15 protein-coding genes, 1 riboswitch and 1 other annotated feature are annotated in these 20,731 nt (G+C 30.1%); of the genes, 2 read left to right on the top strand and 13 right to left on the bottom strand.

Annotated features, from left to right (window positions below; translation table 11 throughout):
• Positions 1-218: 218 nt before the first annotated feature.
• The 7 genes from BMY82_RS00990 to BMY82_RS00960 form a co-directional block, all read right to left on the bottom strand.
• Entirely contained in the window at positions 219-1,622 is a 1,404-nt protein-coding gene (locus BMY82_RS00990; RefSeq protein ID WP_180366692.1) for an exonuclease domain-containing protein, read from the bottom strand.
• A 117-nt stretch (positions 1,623-1,739) separates the two neighbouring features.
• Positions 1,740-2,588 (bottom strand): YihY/virulence factor BrkB family protein, encoded by an 849-nt coding sequence (locus tag BMY82_RS00985; protein WP_091973447.1) that lies wholly within the window; start codon positions 2,586-2,588, stop codon positions 1,740-1,742.
• A 216-nt stretch (positions 2,589-2,804) separates the two neighbouring features.
• Positions 2,805-4,496, bottom strand: a complete 1,692-nt coding sequence (locus tag BMY82_RS00980) for a phospho-sugar mutase (RefSeq protein WP_091973444.1) — start codon at positions 4,494-4,496, stop codon at positions 2,805-2,807.
• A gap of 186 nt (positions 4,497-4,682) precedes the next feature.
• On the bottom strand, positions 4,683-6,131 hold the full coding sequence (locus tag BMY82_RS00975) for an alanine/glycine:cation symporter family protein (protein ID WP_091973441.1): 1,449 nt from the start codon (positions 6,129-6,131) through the stop codon (positions 4,683-4,685).
• Between the two features lie 424 nt (positions 6,132-6,555).
• Positions 6,556-6,873 (bottom strand): thioredoxin, encoded by a 318-nt coding sequence (gene trxA / locus BMY82_RS00970; protein ID WP_091973438.1) that lies wholly within the window; start codon positions 6,871-6,873, stop codon positions 6,556-6,558.
• 179 nt (positions 6,874-7,052) lie between these two features.
• A complete protein-coding gene (locus BMY82_RS00965) occupies positions 7,053-8,294 on the bottom strand; it encodes a sensor histidine kinase (protein ID WP_091973435.1) in 1,242 nt (413 codons plus the stop codon).
• Positions 8,281-8,955: a response regulator transcription factor gene (locus tag BMY82_RS00960; RefSeq protein ID WP_091973432.1), complete on the bottom strand. Its 675-nt coding sequence runs from the start codon at positions 8,953-8,955 to the stop codon at positions 8,281-8,283. Before BMY82_RS00960 ends, BMY82_RS00965 begins: the two co-directional genes overlap by 14 nt.
• Before the next feature lie 270 nt (positions 8,956-9,225).
• Here BMY82_RS00960 and BMY82_RS00955 point away from each other — a divergent pair, with 270 nt between their 5' ends.
• A complete protein-coding gene (locus BMY82_RS00955; protein WP_091973429.1) occupies positions 9,226-9,834 on the top strand; it encodes a hypothetical protein in 609 nt (202 codons plus the stop codon).
• 144 nt (positions 9,835-9,978) lie between these two features.
• On the opposite strand, the gene BMY82_RS00950 is transcribed toward BMY82_RS00955, so the two are convergent.
• Both BMY82_RS00950 and BMY82_RS00940 read right to left on the bottom strand, forming a co-directional pair.
• On the bottom strand, positions 9,979-11,742 hold the full coding sequence (locus BMY82_RS00950) for a Na+/H+ antiporter NhaC family protein (RefSeq protein WP_091973426.1): 1,764 nt from the start codon (positions 11,740-11,742) through the stop codon (positions 9,979-9,981).
• A 148-nt stretch (positions 11,743-11,890) separates the two neighbouring features.
• A riboswitch (Lysine riboswitch) is annotated at positions 11,891-12,064 on the bottom strand.
• A 126-nt stretch (positions 12,065-12,190) separates the two neighbouring features.
• Complete coding sequence (locus BMY82_RS00940) at positions 12,191-13,357, bottom strand: iron-containing alcohol dehydrogenase (protein ID WP_091973421.1); 1,167 nt, start codon at positions 13,355-13,357, stop codon at positions 12,191-12,193.
• A 374-nt stretch (positions 13,358-13,731) separates the two neighbouring features.
• On the opposite strand from BMY82_RS00940, the gene BMY82_RS00935 reads away from it, so the two are divergent.
• A complete protein-coding gene (locus tag BMY82_RS00935) occupies positions 13,732-16,086 on the top strand; it encodes a YhgE/Pip domain-containing protein (RefSeq protein WP_180366691.1) in 2,355 nt (784 codons plus the stop codon).
• Positions 16,087-16,836: 750 nt separating this feature from the next.
• On the opposite strand, the gene BMY82_RS00930 is transcribed toward BMY82_RS00935, so the two are convergent.
• The 4 genes from BMY82_RS00930 to rpoD all read right to left on the bottom strand — a co-directional run bounded on the left by BMY82_RS00930 (position 16,837) and on the right by rpoD (position 20,718).
• Positions 16,837-17,388 carry a tryptophan transporter gene (locus BMY82_RS00930; RefSeq protein ID WP_091973415.1) on the bottom strand — a complete coding sequence of 184 codons (552 nt, stop codon included), beginning with the start codon at positions 17,386-17,388 and terminating at the stop codon, positions 16,837-16,839.
• A 96-nt stretch (positions 17,389-17,484) separates the two neighbouring features.
• Positions 17,485-17,743, bottom strand: a binding site (T-box leader).
• 222 nt (positions 17,744-17,965) lie between these two features.
• Positions 17,966-18,769 (bottom strand): Nif3-like dinuclear metal center hexameric protein, encoded by an 804-nt coding sequence (locus BMY82_RS00925; RefSeq protein ID WP_091973412.1) that lies wholly within the window; start codon positions 18,767-18,769, stop codon positions 17,966-17,968.
• 2 nt (positions 18,770-18,771) lie between these two features.
• Positions 18,772-19,473 carry a tRNA (adenine(22)-N(1))-methyltransferase gene (locus BMY82_RS00920; RefSeq protein WP_091973393.1) on the bottom strand — a complete coding sequence of 234 codons (702 nt, stop codon included), beginning with the start codon at positions 19,471-19,473 and terminating at the stop codon, positions 18,772-18,774.
• Between the two features lie 81 nt (positions 19,474-19,554).
• Complete coding sequence (gene rpoD / locus BMY82_RS00915; protein WP_091973390.1) at positions 19,555-20,718, bottom strand: RNA polymerase sigma factor RpoD; 1,164 nt, start codon at positions 20,716-20,718, stop codon at positions 19,555-19,557.
• Positions 20,719-20,731 lie beyond the last annotated feature (13 nt).

Here is a 20,731-nt window from a genome sequence, read left to right as displayed (position 1 = left end):
CTTTCTTCCTTAGGTAATATATCTAGTTTTGTATCTAGTGCTTTAATATAATTAAAGTTACCATTGACAAATAAATTGCCTACCTTTCTTTCTTTACAATCTATCTAAAAATCAATGGTATCATTAACTATAGTATACTTTAAATATGAGCTAAAATCAAATATATACTCGTATTTACTGGCATATTTTATTATCAAATTTAATATTATAACCACTGGCTATTTAGCACTCAATTTCTCTTCATTTGATGCTATTTCTACTTTAATATTTTTTTCTTTCTTTGATAAAAGTTTAAGATAATAATTTTCATTATATATCCATATGTTACAGCCAAATGCAAGTAGTACCAATAATATTTCATATTCCTTTGACTCTTGAAATAGCTCTCTATCTCTACCTTCTCCCACAAGTACATAATTGACATTTGCATTAAGTTTTCTACTTATTATACCACCTTTTTCCTGTATTTTCTTTATTACTTCTTCCTTAGTTTTCGTTGAAAAGTCATTATAAATAAAAAATACCCTGTTTTCAAATTCTATTTCATTGAATTTAATAGAATCTGAACAGTTACTTTGATAGTATCCATTTTTTAAAACGTCAATTAAACCTTCACTTTTTAATATTCTTACATTATCTCCACGAACATTCATATTTACTATTTTTCTTACTTTTTTATTTTCTAAGTTTATTTGGTTAGGAGCTATTTCATCGGATGTAACATAGTAATCTGTTTTCATACCAAGCTTACTTACAAACTTGCTACCATATTTAATAAGATCATCTGTTATAAACTTATAATCGGATTCCTTTATTTTTTTTGACAAGGTTATATTCTTTTTATCAAATGTCTCTTTTAAGTCCTCAATACTTTTTATATCTTGTTTATTTATAGACCAGTTATTTCTATTTATATTTCTCATCATTTTATTTTTCAAAATCTTAGTCTGCTTAATTCTTCTAATCTTTTCCCATGTTACAAACTCTTGACTTGCAGAAGAATCTTTATATTTATCATTTAACTCTTCAACTAACTTTTCATAGCATAAAAAAGTTCTATAAGCGTCAGATCTTGCTCTATGTATGTTATTATTTTCAATTTCAAATCTGTTGCATAAATTCACTAAAGAGTATTCCTTTTCGTCTAAAAACAGGGCTATTAAAAAAGTATCCAAATATTGATTTTCCAAACCCTTTTTCAATACTCTGTTAAAAGCTCTGTTTATAAGGTTTAAATCGTTCCCAGTACCATGTCCAATTAAAACATTTTCTCCTATAAAGTCGTAAAAATTTTCAATTACCTCTGACTCTTTAGCAGCGCTGTGTATCATATTATTATCTATTCCAGTTAAATTTTCTATAAACTTGTCTACATAATATATCTTTTTTCCATGTTCAATGCAATGAGATTGAACTCTTCTTTTTCTCTTGCTAAATAATCTATACTTAGGAGGTTTAATAAGTGTACTGAATTCATCAATTATTTTTCCGTTTGATACCTTAAATGCACTGAGCTCTATTATATAATTAAACTCAGCTGTTCCTGTAGCCTCTAAGTCGAAAACTACATACTCTTTAGGAAAATATGTACATACTTCGTACTTTATTTTCTTCTTTTCCAATTTGTAAATCCCCTCCATTATAAAAGTTACTCTTCCATTATACCATATATCAATGTTAAAAATATATTTTTTATACTTGATAAAAGAAAAGGGTGTCGCTTAAGCACCCCCCTTTATTTATACTACCCTAGATTCAGACTTTTTACGAGCCTTCTCTTGATGATATATTATTGCATTTAATTTATATCCTATTGTAATTGCCATACCGCAAAAATACAGCCATGTAAGTAATATTATTATAGAAGAAATACTTCCATAAATTTCTTTCGACTGGAAAAAATAGTTTGCATAGTATGAATATATAAGAGAAAATATCAACCAAGAAATCGTAGTTGTAATTGCTCCAGGTATACATTGCTTAAAAGTTAAATCTCCACATGGTCCTAATGTAAATAAGTTAATAAATATATATGTCATAGCTAAAACTGGAAGTAAATATCTAACTATATTGTACAGGACATTAAGTATGAAAAAATCTCCTATTACTTCTCTAAATAATATACTAAGTTTATCTCCATAAACTAAAAATATTATACACAATAAAGTTATTATAAAAAATCCTATTGCATATACTATGCATATTAAATTCAACCTTAAAAACGACCTTTTTTCTTCAAATTCAAAAGCCATATTTTGACCTTTTATCATAGACTTAACAGCTTTTGAAAATGTCCATGTTGCTAACATAAATGAAAATAAAAGTAAGTGAACACTTCTATTCTCAACTGCGGAATCAATTAGCACTTTCACTATCATAAAGGCTTCATTTGGAATAAGCTGAGCTAGTGAAGCCTGCATATGTATAAGATTTACATCAGGTATATATGCCATTGCACAGATTATAAAAATCATTGATGGAAATATGGAAATAGTCAAATAAAATGCCATCTCTGCTGTTCTTGAATATAAATCAGGAACATTAAACTGTTTTACCAAAGGTTTTAAAACTAGCCAAATTTTTTGCATATGAAGCCTCCTTTTATCTATATTCTATCATAAAGTTTCTTATTTTGCATTTATTAGTTTTCAAATTAATTGAGATAAAAAAATAAAGAACTACCCCCACTATTATAAGGGCAGTTCTTTAAAAATCATGCTTTTCTTTTATATATCAATATATTATTAAATAAACATTAGATTCTTTCTTCTTTTTTAATTCTAGAAAAAATGTATTTATAAAAACTATATTGATTTAATTAAACCTACTATATATTTACCTAACTCTTCTAGTCTTTCTCTAGCCTTTTTATCAGAAACATCATATGTTCCGATATATATCTTTATCTTAGGCTCTGTTCCTGATGGTCTAAAAGCTATCCAAGATTTATCATCTAAATAGTACTTTATTACATTTGACTTTGGAAAACCAGACACACCCTCTTTATAGTCTTCAAATTTAACTACACTGACACCAAGTACCTCTGTAAATTTATTTTCTCTCAAATATTGCATTATCTCTTCGATTTTTTCGCTACCTTCTTTACCTTCAAGATAAATCGAACTAGTTTTTTCTCTATAATATCCATATTTTTCATACAAATCTATTAATCCTTCATAAAGAGTTTTCCCTTGACTTCTATAATATAACGCCATTTCTGAAATCATAAGAGTTGCAACTACTGCATCTTTATCTCTACATTGATTACCTATCAGATAACCATAACTTTCCTCATAACCTAAAACAAATGTATGTGAACCGTCTTTTTCATACTTAGTCATCTTATCACCAATAAATTTAAAACCTGTAAGTATATTAATTACATCTACTTTACAGTCTCTAGCAATGTCTGCACCAAATTCTGAAGTTACAATAGTTTTGATCATACAAGCATTATCAGCAAGTCTAGATTTTTCCTTTAGACCTTTTATTACATAATCTGTTAAAAGACCACCTATTTGATTTCCAGTAAGAAGGACTATTTCACCTTTTGAATTTTTAACTGCAACCCCCACTCTGTCACAATCTGGATCTGTAGCTATTAGTATATCTGCATCATTTTCCTTTAAAAGTTCAATCCCCCTTGTAAGAGCAAGGCTTTCTTCTGGATTCGGAGTTTTGATTCCAGCAAAATTAGGATCTGGCATTTCTTCCTCAGGAACTACTATTACATTTTCAAAACCACTATCTTTTAATGTTTTTAATACTGGCACTCTACCTGTTCCACAAAGAGGCGTATATATTATCTTAAAATCTTTTGCATATTCTTTTATCAATTCTTTTCTAATAGTATTTTCTTCAACTGCTCTTAAAAAATCATTATCTATTTCTTCATCTAAAAGTATTAGTCTATCCATATATTCATCTTTAAATTCCGGTATAGTATCTAACTCTTTTATATTTTCTATTTCTTTTAAAACATCATCTGCAACATCTGGCATTATCTGTGCGCCATTGTCTCCATATACCTTATATCCGTTATACTCTGGTGGATTATGGCTAGCAGTTATTACTATACCACCTATACAATTGAGCTTTCTTACTGTATATGATAACATTGGAGTTGTTCTTAGATCATCAAAATAGTAAACCTTTATACCTGCAGCAGCTATTGTCTTAGCAGCTTCCATACAGAATTCTCTAGACATATTTCTATTATCGTGAGCTATTGCTATGCCTCTATCTTTAGCATCACTATAATTTTTTAAAAAATATTTTGCAAGCCCATAAGAAGTTCTTCTGACAGTATAAATATTCATTCTATTTGTTCCAGCTTCTACAATACCTCTTAGTCCAGCTGTTCCAAACTCCAAATCTCGATAGAATCTATCTTCAATTTTCTTTTTATCATCCTTGATTGATAAAAGTTCTGCCCTAGTATCCTTATCAAAGTAATCTGAATTAATCCATTTTTTATAAGTTTCCATGTAATTCATTTAATCACCCCTTATGCGTTTCTTTCTTATATTGTAAACTTTTTATCTAATTAAGTAAAGTCAAGTTTTTCAAATTATGAAACTCTTTTTAATAATCATTAAATATTTTGTAAAATATTTAATGATTATTTACTATATAATAAATGGACACGGCTAAAGCCATGTCCATAATATACAAATTTATTATTATTTTTCTTCAGGCCACATCTTTAAAACATCCTTTAACTCAGGAATTGTGTTTTTGTAGAACTTAGGCTTTGCAATTCCCTGCTTCTTTTGAGCTGAGTAATTATTAAGAGCAGCATAAGCATACTTTCCTAAAATTACAATTACAACTAAGTTTAATAGTGCCATTAAAGCCATAAATAAGTCTGCAAAATTCCAAACTGTTTCCATCTTTACAAGAGAACCGTAGAATACAAATACACATACTAAAGCTCTTGTTACATTAAGTATAATCTTTTCTTTTTTCTTATTTTCTCCACACATAAACTGTATGTTTGACTCTCCGTAATAATAGTTACCTACTATTGAAGAGAAAGCAAATAAGAATATACATACTGATAAGAATATACCACCTATTGGTCCAAGGTGGAAAGTAAGTGCTTCCTGAGCAAGAAGTATACCTTCATTTGCACTTGAGCCATATCCACTGAATAATAAAACCATAAAAGCTGTACAAGTACATATTACAATTGTATCTGTAAAAACTCCTAATGACTGTATTAATCCCTGAACAACTGGATGTGTAACATCAGCTGTTGCTGAAGCATTCGGTGCTGAACCCATACCAGCTTCATTTGAGAATAGACCTCTCTTCGCTCCAGTAAGAATAGTTGTCATTAATCCAGCTCCAGTTCCTGCTACAAACTCTTTTGGATCGAAAGCTCCTACAAATATTGCTTTTATAATACTTGGTATTTCAGGTATATTAATAAGCATAATAACTATTGCAACTATTATATATAATAGAGCGAATATTGGAACTATAATTTCACTAACTTTAGATATTCTCTGAATACCACCGAATATTACTAAAGCAGTAAGAACTGCTATAACAATTCCGAATATTGTTCTATTTATTCCAAAGGAACTGTTTAGAGCTATTGACATTGTATTTGCCTGAACAGCATTAAATACAAATCCATAAGTAACTGTAATAAGAATTGCAAATATAATCCCTAACCATCTTGCATTTAATCCCTGTTCCATATAGTAGGCAGGCCCACCCTTAGATGCTGTTCCATTTGGCACCTTGAATATCTGAGCAAGAGTTGCCTCAACAAAAGCAGAAGCAGAACCTATAATTGCTATTAACCACATCCATAAGATAGCTCCTGGTCCTCCACCTACTATTGCTATTGCTATACCTGCTATATTTCCTGTTCCAACTCTTGATGCAGTACTTATACAGAATGCACCAAATGATGAAATTGCACCTTTCGATTTAGCATCTTTCATACTTTCTTTATCAATTAGAAGTTTAAATTGTTCTTTAAAATATTTAAACTGAACAAATCCAGTTTTAATTGTAAAGAATAAACCTATACCTATCAATAAGATTATAAGCACTTTCGACCAAAGAAGATCACTAATCGACATTGCCACATTGTAAAATCCATCTAATATTGCCATAATTTCCTCCCCTATTTTATCCTTTAAAAGTAATATATTATTTAAAAATAACACATTTAAAATAAATTATTCATATTTACAACTAATTATACAATATTATTGGTGTTTTAACAATACTTTTTGAAACTTTTTATTTTATCAATTCATTTTTCTCTATATTTGACAAATTGAATAAAAGGCTTTCACCAATTCAATTTTAAATATTTCTTTTAAGTTTACTATATTTTTTTCGGAAAAACTTTAATACTAAGCTTCTTTTTTTATATTTTAAAACAACGTTAAAAAAATATTTTTTAAATTTTTACAAACTTTTTTATTTTCAATTAACATTTCGTTTGTATTTTCGATTCATTTTTCTGTATTTTTGAATAAAAAAAAGGACGACAGATTGACCCTCGTCCTTTAATTTATTTTATATTATATTTTACTTAATAGAATTTAAGTTAGAAACTAACTTTTCCTTTGGCATAAATCCTATTTCTCTAGCTACTTCCTTACCATTCTTAAAGAAGATAACTGTAGGAACAGTATTTACTCCATATTCCTGAGCTAATTCCATACTCTGGTCTATATCAACCTTACCACAGAAAGCTGTATCCTTATTCTCTTCTGCAAATTCTGCGAAAACTGGTCCTAACATATTACATGGTCCACACCAAGTTGCGAAAAAGTCTACAACTGCCACTCCATTATTTTCCTTTACATTCTTTGCGAAATCTTGTGCATTTATTACCTTTGCCATTTTACTACCTCCATTTTATATTTAATAATATATTTTGTATTAACATATTATATATATACCTCTTTATAGACTCTTCAAACACATTTTAGTGAAAAAGTAATAAAAAATATTACATATTTGTTTTTCTATTGATATTGCTTGCTTTCAGCATATATATTTTTAAACTTACATCAAATAAATTATTTTTTCTTCTTTTTTATTTCTTTTCCTCTCGGTAGATCTATAATAAACATCGTACCTTCTCCAAGCTTAGATTTTACCTTAATGCTTCCACCTAAAGTATTAATTATTAGAGCTGCAATAGATAGACCTATACCCGATCCTTCTATTTCCGTTGCTCTTACTAAACTACTTCTAAAAAACCTCTCAAAAATATGTTTTTGATCTTCAGGAGCTATTCCTATTCCAGAATCTGAAACAATAACATTGATCTTCTCTCTACCCTTTTCAACTGCTTCTATCTTTATAGTATCTCCCTTATTAGTATATTTAAATGCATTATCCACTAATATTCTAACAAGATGGGTAAGCTTATTGCTATCTGTACATATTACCTTATTTTTCATATTTACATTACATATAAACTTCTTCTCTTGATACTCAGCAATTTCGTGATAGCTTTCAAATATCTCCTTAAATAACTCTTCTATATCAAAAGAGCTGTTATTAATAGATACTATTGATTCTTCCTTTGTAAGAGATAAAAGTTCTGAAATCATCTTCTTTAATTGTCTAGTTTCTCTCATTGCAACAGCTACCGTCTCTGCTTCTTCTTCAATAGTAGAACTAGGTGTTTTTAAAAGACTCTCCAACTTAGACTGTATAATAGATACAGGTGTCCTAAGTTCATGTGAGGCATCTTGTACAAATTTTACTTGGTTGCTCCAAGAGGCTTCTATAGGCTTTAGAGCCTTAGTTGCAAGATACTTGGCTATTACATACACCAGCAACAAAGAAAAGAAATCTGCGGTAATCAAGAGAACAAGCATATGACTTAAACTCTCTTCTTCAGAATCAATATTTCTCATTATTCTAAATGTATGATTTTCATACTTGACAACAACAGTTCTAAAATTGTAGCCATTATATCTTTCAAAAAAGCTTCCATGTTCGTTGTTAACTGGAACAGAGCCATTGAAGTATCTGTTTTGAGTATAATATATTATCTTATTTCCTTCATATATATAAACTATATCTTTAGGATCCTGAAGAACAATAGGCTCCATTATCGACTCTCTATTGAACTGATTATTTACAAAATGAAATTCATCTAATAAAGACCTGTCAATTGTGTTATAGATACTCAACTTGAAGTAGTTGTAAATAAAAAAACTCATAAGTATCATAAATATTTCAACGACAAGCATTATATTAATAATCAATCTTTTCTTAGTCTTGATAAATACATTATTGTTTATCATCTAATATATATCCGACCTTTCTCTTTGTCTTAATAAATTTATCATATCCAAACTTAGAAAGTTTCTTTCTCAAATTACTTACATAAACTTCTACTATTTCAATAGTCGCATCTGAATCTATTCCCCAAATTCTATCATAAATCTGTTCTTTCAAAAGAATAGATCCCTTGTTTAGAACAAAGTACTCTAGCAATTTAAACTGCTTATTTTGAAGCTCTAATTCTTCCCCATTTACATATACTGTATTCTTTTCAGAATCTATTTTCAAATCTTTAAACTCAAGATATTTATTATCTTTTATTCTTCCATTTGTTCTAAGAATTGCAAAAACTCTGGCAACTAATTCATCCATATAAAAAGGCTTTGTTAGGTAATCATTGGCACCTAATGTAAACGCCTCCATCTTATCGTCAAGAGATTCCTTAGCTGTTAAAATAAGTATAGGAGTGTCTATACCAGCTTTTCTTACTTCCTTTAATATAGTTATGCCATCCATACCAGGAAGCATTAAATCCAATATTACAAGGTCATATATGCCCTGAGATATTAGGTATAACCCTTCCTCACCATCAAAACAAGTTTCTATATCAAAGTTTTTAGATAGCTCTTTCTTCATATCTTCTTGAAGTGTCTTATTATCTTCAACTATCAATACTTTCATTCAATCATCTCCTTATTCAATTCAATACGCATATTAAAATATATTTTCAAATACGGTATGTAGTAATATTAAAACCTACTACATATAATATAATACCACATATTAAGTTTTTATTTCAATTATTTATTGTTACAATATAATTATTATTTCAGATGTTTTACAATATAAAAAAATTAAATTTCTTTTATTAAATGAAGTCATTATTTTTACACTTTCTATCAACTATGATATAATACTTTCTATAACATTATTAAAGTAAGGAGAAGAAATATGGCAGACACACAAGTTGCTTTTGAGGAACTTCTTCCAGAAGACGAAAAAAGGAAAAGCACTTCTAAGAAAAGAAAAAGCACATCAAGTAAAAATAGCAGTAAGGAATCTCTAGAAAAGAAAAAGTCGCAAAAATCTGCTACCGTAAGTAAAAACAAGAAAACAACTTCTAAAACAGCAAGTAAAACTACTACTAAAAAAAGCAGCAAAACATCAGCAAAGAAAAGTAGTGTTAAAGCTCCTAAAAAATCAACTACAAAATCTTCTAACCCTAAAAGTAAAAAGACAAGCTCTACTAAAAGAACAGTAAAAGGGCGAAATTCAAAAGTAAATATTACACAAGAAGATATGGATAAATTGTGTGAAGTTTATGATTGGTATCTTCAAGTGAAGGATTTGGATATAATTGAAGCAAATACGCAATTTAAACAGTCTTCTATTGAAGTAGAGGACGATATTATAAAAAGTAAAAAAAGAATTAGCTCTGTAGTTGATGAAAGTACATGGGACGACTTTAGCAGACTATGTGAAAATACAAGTCATAAAAAAAGTGACTTGCTTACACAAGCCATGAAAGAATTTTTGCTTAAGCATAAAGACTTGGTATAGGATTCAAATCTGATTAAAAAATAAATTTATATAGTAAAAAGGCGAATAGCAACTGTTTTTCAGCATACTATTCGCCTTTATAATTGTGAAAATATTTATATGTAGTATTTCTTTATTTGAGAAATACTCTAGCTACCTTAAAAATTAGAAGTGAATTCCATCCTTGCTCAACTTAGCTTCAAAAGCTTCATCTCTAACATCAGTTCTCTTTCCTATAATTCTAAGTCCTAGAGCAACTGCTATTATAGCAACTGGAAGCACTATTACTACTGGTAAACCAAATCCTGCTGGTATGTATCCAAATACAACTGTAATAGCTGCAATAAACAATGAATATGGCATCTGAGTCTTTACGTGGTCTATATGATTACAACCTGCACCCATTGATGATAATATAGTTGTATCTGATATTGGTGAACAATGGTCTCCAAATATAGCTCCAGTAAGTACAGCTGATGTAGAAACTACTACATATCCCATATCAGGTGATATTGAATGCGCAAGTGGTATAGCAAGCGGCATCAATATTCCCATAGTACCATAAGCAGTACCTGTTGAGAATGAAATTATAGCACCAAGAACAAATATTATGCTTGGTAACAAGAATGCTGGAATTGATCCAGATAAATAATGAATTAAGAACTTAGCAGTTCCAACTTCTTTTATAACTGAACTTAATGACCATGCAAGTATTAATATAACACCTGTTATCATTAAAGTCTTCATACCATCTATCCAAACTTCTATTGATTCTGATATTGTATATATCTTCTTAAACTTTGCCATAAGAATAGCTACTATAGAAGCAAATAATGCAGACTGGAATAATGCCACAGATGCATCAGATGCAGAGAAACACTCTCTTATTGTATCAAATGAAAATGGACTTGCACTTACAGCTGCTATTAAAGCTGCATCGTCTCCAGCCATTATTGCCTTGTGTCCACTGTAATAGAAAGACATTAAAGCAGTAATTATCAAAACACCTATTGGAATAATTGCATTCCATATACTTAACTTTACTCCATCCTTTGGTGCCATATCATCTAATTCTTCAACACCCTGATCTAATTCATCAGTTGTTATATTATCTTTTCTAAAAGATACATATTCAGCCTTTCTCATTGGTCCAAATTCTCTTACCATTAATGCACTTAATAAAACAAACACCAATATCAATATATTGTAAAATCTAAAAGGTATTGTTCTAAGGAAAATACCAAAAGCATCTACATTTACCCCTATACTACTAAATGCTTCATGGATTAATCCTACTTCCAAGCCTATCCAAGTAGATATAATTGCAAGTCCTGCTATAGGAGCTGCTGTTGCATCTATTACGAATGCAAGCTTTTCTCTTGAAATATTCATCTTATCAAATACTGGTCTCATTATAGGTCCAACTATCAATGAGTTTGCATAGTCATCAAAGAATACAAGTATCCCTAATAACCAAGAAATTATCTGTGCACTCTTTGAAGAGTTAGCCTTATTTGCAAGTGCTTCAGCTATAGCCTTTGCACCACCCATTTTCCCAACTAGGTTAATAACACCACCTATACATAATACCTGTAAAATTATACCCGCATTCCATGGATCTGCCAAGGAATTAAGCGCTCTTTGTATAAAATCAAGGAAAGATAATATCAAAGATGATAATACATTCTGATTAGTTGTCATTTGTAATATAAATGTACCAGACATTACACCTAAAAACAAAGATATTACAACATTCTTTGTAATAAATGCAAGTACGATTGCCAATAGTGGCGGAATAATAGTAATAATACCAAACTTTTGAGCATTTGCCTGTGCAATCTTGTCAATATCTTCTGCAAATATTGGCACAGCCGTCATAGCAAATAACATTAGCGTTGTTAACGCTACCTTAAAACTTCTTCTGTTCATTATAGAACCCTCCTCATTGTTTTATATTTAGTAATAAATAAAAAATCTTTGTCAGATAGATCCAACTATGGGGGCCAACTACTTTGAACCAAATAGCAGATTCAAAATTAAATGCCTCGGAACAGGGCTCCGAGGCATACATTTGCACACTCATGATAGCCCAACACAAGATTACGCTTGTGACAGTGATACGCATATTCTACGCACCCCCAGCAAATATAATTATAAAGCTAATTATACGCTTCGGCGAAAACTCCTTTCACTGTGGACGCTTTAATCCATGAAAACAGTTACTGATAATCCTCGCTCCTCTATCTTTTATTTAATTACTTAACTTATACATACAAGTATATATGATATTTATTAATTGTCAAGCCTTTTTAAAGATTTTATACCTATATTAAAAATATAGTATCTATTCTAATTAATTGTAAAAGCTTTTTATAAATTATAATGCACTTTCATATATCTTTTCAACATCTTCTGCTTTAAGCTCAACAAATCCCTTAATAGAACTTCCCTTTACAGCCTTTTTAGCCATCTTTTCAAAGTTTTCTCTTCCTATTCCTAGTTCTCTAAGATTTGCTGGTATATTAAGTTCCTTTACAAAGAATTCTTCTGTCTTGTCTATAGCTTCATTAGCTATTTCAAACTTATCTTTTGATGAATCTATTCCCCAAACATTTACTCCGTATTCAACAAATTTGTCTACAGTATCTTTATTTAATACATATCTCATCCAATGCGGTGTTAAGACAGCTAATCCTTCTCCATGTGTTACATCATAAAAAGCACTTAGCTCATGTTCCATTGCATGAACTGACCAGTTATTAGCAGCACCTTCTGATATTAAACCATTTATAGCCCAGCTAGATGCCCACATAAGATTTGCTCTAGCTTCATAGTTATCTCCTTGTTCACATGCAATTGGTCCATAATGAAAACAAGTTTTCAAAATTGCTTCAGCCATTCTAGCATGCATATATCCACCTTCTACATTAGTAAAGTAGTTTTCAAATGTATGACTTAAAATATCTGCTGTACCTGCTGCAGTATGTTTTTTAGGCACAGTATAAGTATATGTTGGATCTAAAACAGAAACTCTTGGTACTAAACATTTGCCACGAGTTCCTAGCTTTTCATTAGTTAACATATTTGATATAACTGCGTTTCCATTCATCTCAGAACCTGTTGCTGCAAGTGTTAAGACTGTAAATACAGGTAGTGATTTTGTCACAAGAGATGCATCAAGTACCAAGTCCCAAGGATCCCCATCATAAAGCGCTCCTGCTGATATTACTTTAGAACAATCTATAGAGCTACCGCCACCAATTGCCAATACTCCTCCAATTGAATGTTCCTTACATAATTTAACGCCCTCTCTCACAGACTCTATTCTTGGATTTGGGTCTACATTTGCAAGCTCAAAGTATTCTATATTATTGCTTTCTAACTGTTCGATTACAGAATCATAAATACCATTTCTCTTTATGCTCCCTCCACCATATACTAGTAGTAGCTTTTTAGTATACTTTGCTATCTCCTTACCTAAAAGTTTTATCTGACCTTCACCGAATAAAACTTTTGTGTCTACTTGAAATTCAAAATTATACATATTTTGCACCTCCTAAATTTTTTCTTTCCTTATCATTATAGTCTATCTTTTATCATTTAATCAATATTTTAGTATTTTTTTTTCAAGATAGATATGTTACCATATTAGTATATAAGTTATTTTAAATATAGTAGATATTTAAGTAGCTAGAGGAATTTTTTCTTCTTTAAAGTATAGAAGATTATTATTTTTTATTTATATTTCTTATTTATCTATTATTTCTAAATAGAAAAGAATTCTAATTTCTTTTACTTTACTTTAATGCTAACTTATAATATAATCTTATAGGTAGTGATAAGATTAATTATTATTTTATTTTAGAAAAATAAAATTAATTTTTCTAAATGCAAAAAAATATATTTGAAGGTGATGCGATGAAAAAAGATGACAGAATTGATAATAATAATGTCGAAAAGAACGAAACTTTAAATACCAAAGGAAATAACGAAGAAAATATAGATAAAGATAAAGACACAAACACTACAAAACATCATAACAATAGATTTAGGTCTAGAATAAAAAATTCTAAAAGAAGACGATTTAAATTCGATCCTAAAAGTTGGAAAGAAAAATATCTTCTAGACCCTAGAATTGTTTTTAATATCTATAAAAGAGATGTAATGGAAATATTGAGAAATACTGCTGTTCTAGTAATTATTTTAGGACTGACAATAGTTCCTTCTTTATACGCATGGTTTAACATAAAGGCATTCTGGGATCCATACGGAAATGCAAAATATCTTAAAGTTGCCATTGTAAATCAAGACGTTGGAACTGAGTTCAAAAATCAAAGTCTCAAACTTGGAGATAAGGTTGTCGATAATTTAAAGGAAAATGCAGCCCTCGATTGGCAATTCGTAAGTAAGCAAAGAGCTGAAACAGGATTAAAATCAGGTGAATATTACGCCATAATTCTCATACCTAAGGATTTTAGTAAGGACTTAGTTTCTGTTACTAAGGAAGATGTAAAAAAAGCAACTATTGACTATACTGTAAATGAAAAGCTTAATGCCATAGCACCAAAGATAACCGACAAGGGTGCTGATACAATCCAACAGAAAATAAATGAAGCTCTGGTGGAAACAGTCAGCAAGGTATCCTTGAGTGCACTTGGTGGAGTTGCAAATGTTATGGGAGATATGGACCCTAAACTTGATAAGATGAAGAAAACTCTTACTCGTCTTGATCAACAGCTTGATAATTTAGATAAACTTTCAAGGACAGGAGATAAAACTTTAAACGACCTAAGTAAAACTCTTGATACATCTAAAAAAACAATGCCTAATATACAAACTACTATAAACGACTCTAAAAAACTAAATTCGGATATAAAAACTACTCTTAATGATGCCAATAGCTCATTTAACAATGTAGTTCCAGATTTGAAAAAGGATTTAGAGCTTACTAGTGATATTTTAGGTCAAACAGCTGACCTTGCAAATACAGTTTCAGATAAGGGTACTATTGTAAATGAAGATGCAACTGCCCTTATGTTGAGAATGAAATCAAAAACAGTTAGTTCAATCAATATGCTAGAAGGAATGGTTGATGTTTTAACTAGTATAAATAGAAGAAATTCAGCTTTACTAAACGTAACAATTTCTTCTTTAAAAGATATTATAAAAACATTAGAAGATTTAAACAATACAACTTCAGATTCTTTAAGATTGTTAGAATCAGGACATGATATGTCAACTGATTCACTTAGCAAGATAGTAAATCTATCAGATTCTGTAAATAGGCGAGTTGCTGACTTGCTATCAGATTTTGATACTAAGATTGCGGATCCTGTAAATAAGATACACAAAAGTTCTGTAAATGTAACAAATGATTTAAATAAGGTAATGGACGATGCTAATAGAATATACCCTAATATTAATGCTCTGCTTTCAGATGCAACATCTGTTACAAATACCTTGAAATCAACTACAGCTCTTACACAGGATTCTATTAGACTTCTTAAAGAACAAGTTAAAGATTCTATAGAAAATATTGATGAAATTCAAAATAATAAGGACTTTAAAGACTTTAATAATGTAGTCAAATCGAATATATTAGATAGAGTCGACTTCTTGAAAGATCCTGTAAGTCTTAAAGAAAATAAGATTTATAAGATAGAAAATTACGGTTCTGCGATGGCACCTTTCTACAGCGTTCTTGCTGCATGGGTTGGTGGTCTTGTACTTGTAGCCGTTCTTTCAACAAAAGTCAGAGGAAAAAATAGAGCTGTCGACGAATACTTCGGAAGACTTTTATTATTCCTTACTCTAGCAATAATACAATCAGTAATTATTACGCTTGGTGATTTCTTTATATTAGGGATCACAGCTAAACATGCTTTCCTTTTTGGGGCTATACTGGTGTTCTGCAGTATTGTGTTTACTATTATTATTTACTCTCTGGTGTCTTTATTTGGAACGGTGGGAAAAGGTCTCTGCGTATTCCTTCTGGTAATTCAGATTGGTGGATCCGGCGGTACCTTCCCTATACAAATGACTCCAGACTTCTTTAAGGCAATCAATAGTGTCATACCATTTACTTATGGTATAGATGCTTGTAGAGAGGCAATTGGAGGAATTTATCTTCCAAACCTAATGCATGATATTCGTGCGCTTTTAATCTTTATGATTATACCTTTGGTCGCAAGTATTTTATTCAAGGGACCTATAAACAGATTAGGACATCCTATGAATAAGATGTTTAATAATAGTTTCCTAATAGGACATTAATTTGGAAACATATTTATATGTTTAGCTAAATATTAAAATAAAAAGGCATACCCTTAGGGTATGCCTTTTATACTAGTATTTTATAAATGCAGCTTTTTTATGAAATATCAATAATATATATTTATAATTAAAGTTAACTGTAAATTTCAAACTTTCTTAATATAGCTATTGACTAAAAAATAATTTTCTACTATAATAAACTTTAAATAGGTGCTTAGATTTTTTTACTATTTATATTTTAAAGTTGTTTTCATGACTTTTCCTCTTCATATAAATAGTTTCTCATAGTTATATTTCTCTTTTAAATAAATATAAAAAATTACTTGTACGGTTACTAAGCACCTGAGAGCAGACATAATCTGCTCTCTTTTTATTTTACAAAATTAGTATATGTAATTTTTCAAATCAATAACTTTTTAAACTTGGTAATCCTATTTTTCTTCTAAAGCTTATAACTTAACTTTTATTTTTAAAGTGAATTATATAATAACTCTATTGAAACAATTAATTTTTAAAAATAAAACAAAGCAGGTAATCCTGCTCTGTTTTTAGGTAAGCTTTTTATATATTATATTTTATAAAATCGCACTAGCGATATTATTTACTTAAAATTATTATATTATTATTTAAAATTTCTTTGACTTCAACTTAGCTACAAAATCAAGTTGGAGTTTTATAACTATTTCCTATATTAATACTTCTAATAAAGAAACTCCGCTTCATCTAAAAAGTATTGGGAAGATCTTTTACTTATCCAATTTGATAGCTTGTTCTTTTTAGAGATACAGCTATTATATTATAAAGAATCACAGCTGTTATAATATTAATTACTGTTGCTGGCAATACTACTGCAACAAATAACTGAGTTAATCCTGCTGGTAATCCAACTACTATTGATGCTGTAGATAAGAACACTAAACCACTTACTATCGTTCCTATAAATGTCATAACTACTATTACAATCTGATTTCCCTTTTTTTCCAACTTTTCAATAAATGGATTTAAGAACAGAAGCTTCATTACAAGATACATAACATTTACTGTAACAAATTTGTCTATTACGTTTGGAATCTGTCCTCCTGGGAACTTTGTTGTCATGGCTGCAAATAAACCTGCAACAATACCTGCTAGCAAACAAGATTTGTAATCATCTTTGTTTATTACCATAATACAGAATAGCATTACTAAAGATATATCAGGTGTTATACCTCCGCCAATTGCAGGAAATATTTGATGTAAAATAAGTCCTATCCCCAATAAAATTGCGTTTAAAATCATCTTCTTAGTCTTTGAATTTCTCATTTTAATTCCTCCGTTTTTTTTAAATATTATTGACTACTGCCTTATAATAATTATCAACATCGAGAAATAATTGGGTATAAAAAAACTCCGCCCTATATATAGGACGAAGTATCAATTCGCGTTGCCACCTAATTTATACAACTATAAAACTATAATAAAATACAGTTGTACATCTCTAATTCAGGAACGACATGATTCCCTATCCGCTATAACGTGCAGCCCACGGTGAAGTCTACTATTATTTCGATTCACTCCTCTGAGACCCATTCACTCACTCTACTTTGCCGATATTCCACCATCATCGACTCTCTATAAAAGAATTTCGTAAGCTACTCTTTCTCTTCAATGGATTAATTATTATGTGTCTATAATATTATATATATATCAGCTTGTCAACACTTTTCATATAAAAACATAAAGTTTTTTCTATTTTCAATATTTTTCCCAATAATTTTTTTCTAATAAAACATCTCTCATTTTATTAAAAGATTTAAAATCTTAAAACTAGCTTTGTTTTTTATTTTAATTAGTAAAGAGATATTATTTATAGCTAATATAAAAATATTCTATTATAATATTATATTTCTTTAAAAGGATTTACTATATTTTCACTTTTTATAACATCAACTTCACTTAAATTACTTTCTAAGAAATCAATAAGTGAGTCTGCAAATATATGCTCGCTTCCATAATGACCACAATCAACTACTGGCATATTAATCTCCATTGCGTCCATTGCTTGATGATATTTCATATCACCTGTTACAAGCAAATCTATCCCTATATCTTTAGCCTTTTGAAAAAATTCTGCTCCGGCTCCTGTTACCACTGCAATTGTACTTATTTCTATATTATCTTGACCAACATATCTTAAATGTTGAATTTTCAACTTTTCTTTTAAATGATTTATAAAATCCTCTATTTTCATCGCTTGATTTAGTTTACCTGTTCTTCCTAAACCATAGTTTCTACCTTCCAAATAAGAATCTAATCTACCTTCTACATCTAAAATTTCTTCTGTTTTCGCATCAATAAGTTTCATAAAATAATCATTTAAGCCGTCGAATGCCAAGTCATAGCTTGTATGCATACAATAAACAGATATTGAATTACTTATTAACTTATATATAAGCTTTCCCTTTATATCTTTCTTGTTAACTTTATTTATCTTACTAAACAAGAAAGGATGATGTGAAATTATAAGGTCTACATTTTTTTCAATTGCTTCGTCTACTGTTTTTTCAGTTACATCTAAAGTAAGCATTATTTTTTTTACTTCTTGATCTTCGTCTCCAATATTTAACCCAGAGTTATCCCAATTGTATTGAAGTGATAAAGGATACTTACTTTCTACAGTTTTTAAAATATCATTTAAAATCATTGCTAATCCTCCATTTTATCTATAAGAACTTCTAAAGCATCTATTCTTTCACGAACTTCATTTCTCCTTGACTCTATAGCTTCTCCTTGAACATTTCCTATTTTTTCTAGTATTGATTGACATTGATTTATTTTTTTTATAATAAGTTCCTTCATAAGAGGATCTTTTCTTTCAACCAATTTTTTAGGAAATTCGTAATATATTTCATCTACATCATCGATTGTTTTGTCACTATATCTCGCTTCTATTATTTCATATATTCTAAAATCTTCATTGACTATATGTTCATCAATAATTTCGAAATTATTTTCATAAAGATATTTTCTAAGCTCTTCTGGAGCCTGCATAGGTTGAAGTATCAATTTGCCTGCTGCTTTACATACTTCAAATCCATCTCTAATAATCTCAGAAATAAGTATGCCACCCATACCTGCAATAATAATCTCATCTACTTCATTAGCTTGCAGAATACTTACTCCACCACCTAACCTAAGTTCTGTGAATTCTTCAAGTTTTCTTTTTTCAATTTCTTCTCTTGCATTATTTAAGGGACCTTTATTTATATCTGAAAGAATGGCTCTTTTTACTATTTTATTTTCTAAAAGAAAAACAGGTATATAACCATGATCAGTCCCAACATCTGCAAGGACAATATCCTCACTTACTAAAGATGCTATTTTTTCCAAACGCTTTGTCAGTTTCATATTTCCTCCATCGTTTTTAACTGTAAAAAGGTATATGCCTGTAACAAAACAAGCATATACCTGACTAAACATTTAATATTTTTAATCTAAAAAGTCTCTTACTAGCTTAGATCTGCTTGGATGTCTTAACTTTCTAAGAGCCTTTGCTTCTATCTGTCTGATTCTTTCTCTTGTAACATCGAACTCCTTACCAACTTCTTCAAGTGTTCTTGTCTTTCCATCATCAAGACCAAATCTTAGTCTTAGTACCTTCTGTTCTCTTTCATTTAGAGTTTCAAGCACTACTGCTATCTGTTCTCTAAGTAGTGAATAAGCTGCTGCTTCAGCTGGTGCTGGAGCATCTTCATCTGGAATAAAATCTCCAAGATGTGAATCTTCTTCCTCACCTATTGGAGTTTCAAGAGAAACTGGATCCTGAGCAATCTTCATGATTTCTCTTACCTTTTCTTCAGTCATATTCATTTCTTTTGCAATTTCTTCAGGCTTTGGATCTCTTCCTAGCTGCTGTAGTAGCTGTCTAGATACTCTTATTAACTTGTTTATAGTTTCAACCATATGAACAGGTATTCTTATTGTTCTAGCTTGGTCTGCTATAGCTCTTGTAATTGCCTGTCTAATCCACCATGTTGCATAAGTTGAAAACTTATAGCCCTTTGTGTAGTCAAACTTCTCAACAGCCTTTATAAGACCTAGGTTACCTTCCTGTATAAGGTCTAGGAATAGCATTCCTCTACCTACATATCTCTTGGCAATACTAACAACAAGTCTAAGGTTAGCCTCTATAAGCTTTTCCTTTGCATATTCATCGCCTTCAGCCATTCTCTTTGCGTATTCGACTTCTTCATGTGGCTTTAACAATGGTATCTTACCGATTTCCTTAAGATACATTCTTACAGGGTCATCTATACTAACCCCTTTTGGTACAGCAATTTCAGCAGTTTTGCTGTTCTTCTTTCCATCAGATTCTTCCTCTTCTGGTTTTTCTTCTTTGTCAATTGACTTAATGTCTAAATCGTCGGGTTCAGTTAAATCTATGTTTGCCTTAGCTTCTTTTCCATCGACAACCTCTATCCCAAGACTCCCTAGTGTTTCATAAAGATTTTCTGCTACGTCCTTATCTATTTCGCTATCCTGAAATGCTTCCATGATATCCATAAGTGTAACAGTCCCTTCTTTTTTACCTTTTTCAAAAAGTTTTTTCTGGGCTACCTTATTTATAACCACCTTTTTCTTCTTCTCAGACATAATTAACCTCCCC

Origin of the sequence: Peptostreptococcus russellii (assembly GCF_900110295.1) — a bacterium.
GTDB classification, from domain to species: domain Bacteria; phylum Bacillota; class Clostridia; order Peptostreptococcales; family Peptostreptococcaceae; genus Peptostreptococcus; species Peptostreptococcus russellii_A.
Note: the sequence above shows the minus strand (reverse complement) of the source record. Positions and strands in the feature narration are given on the sequence as shown.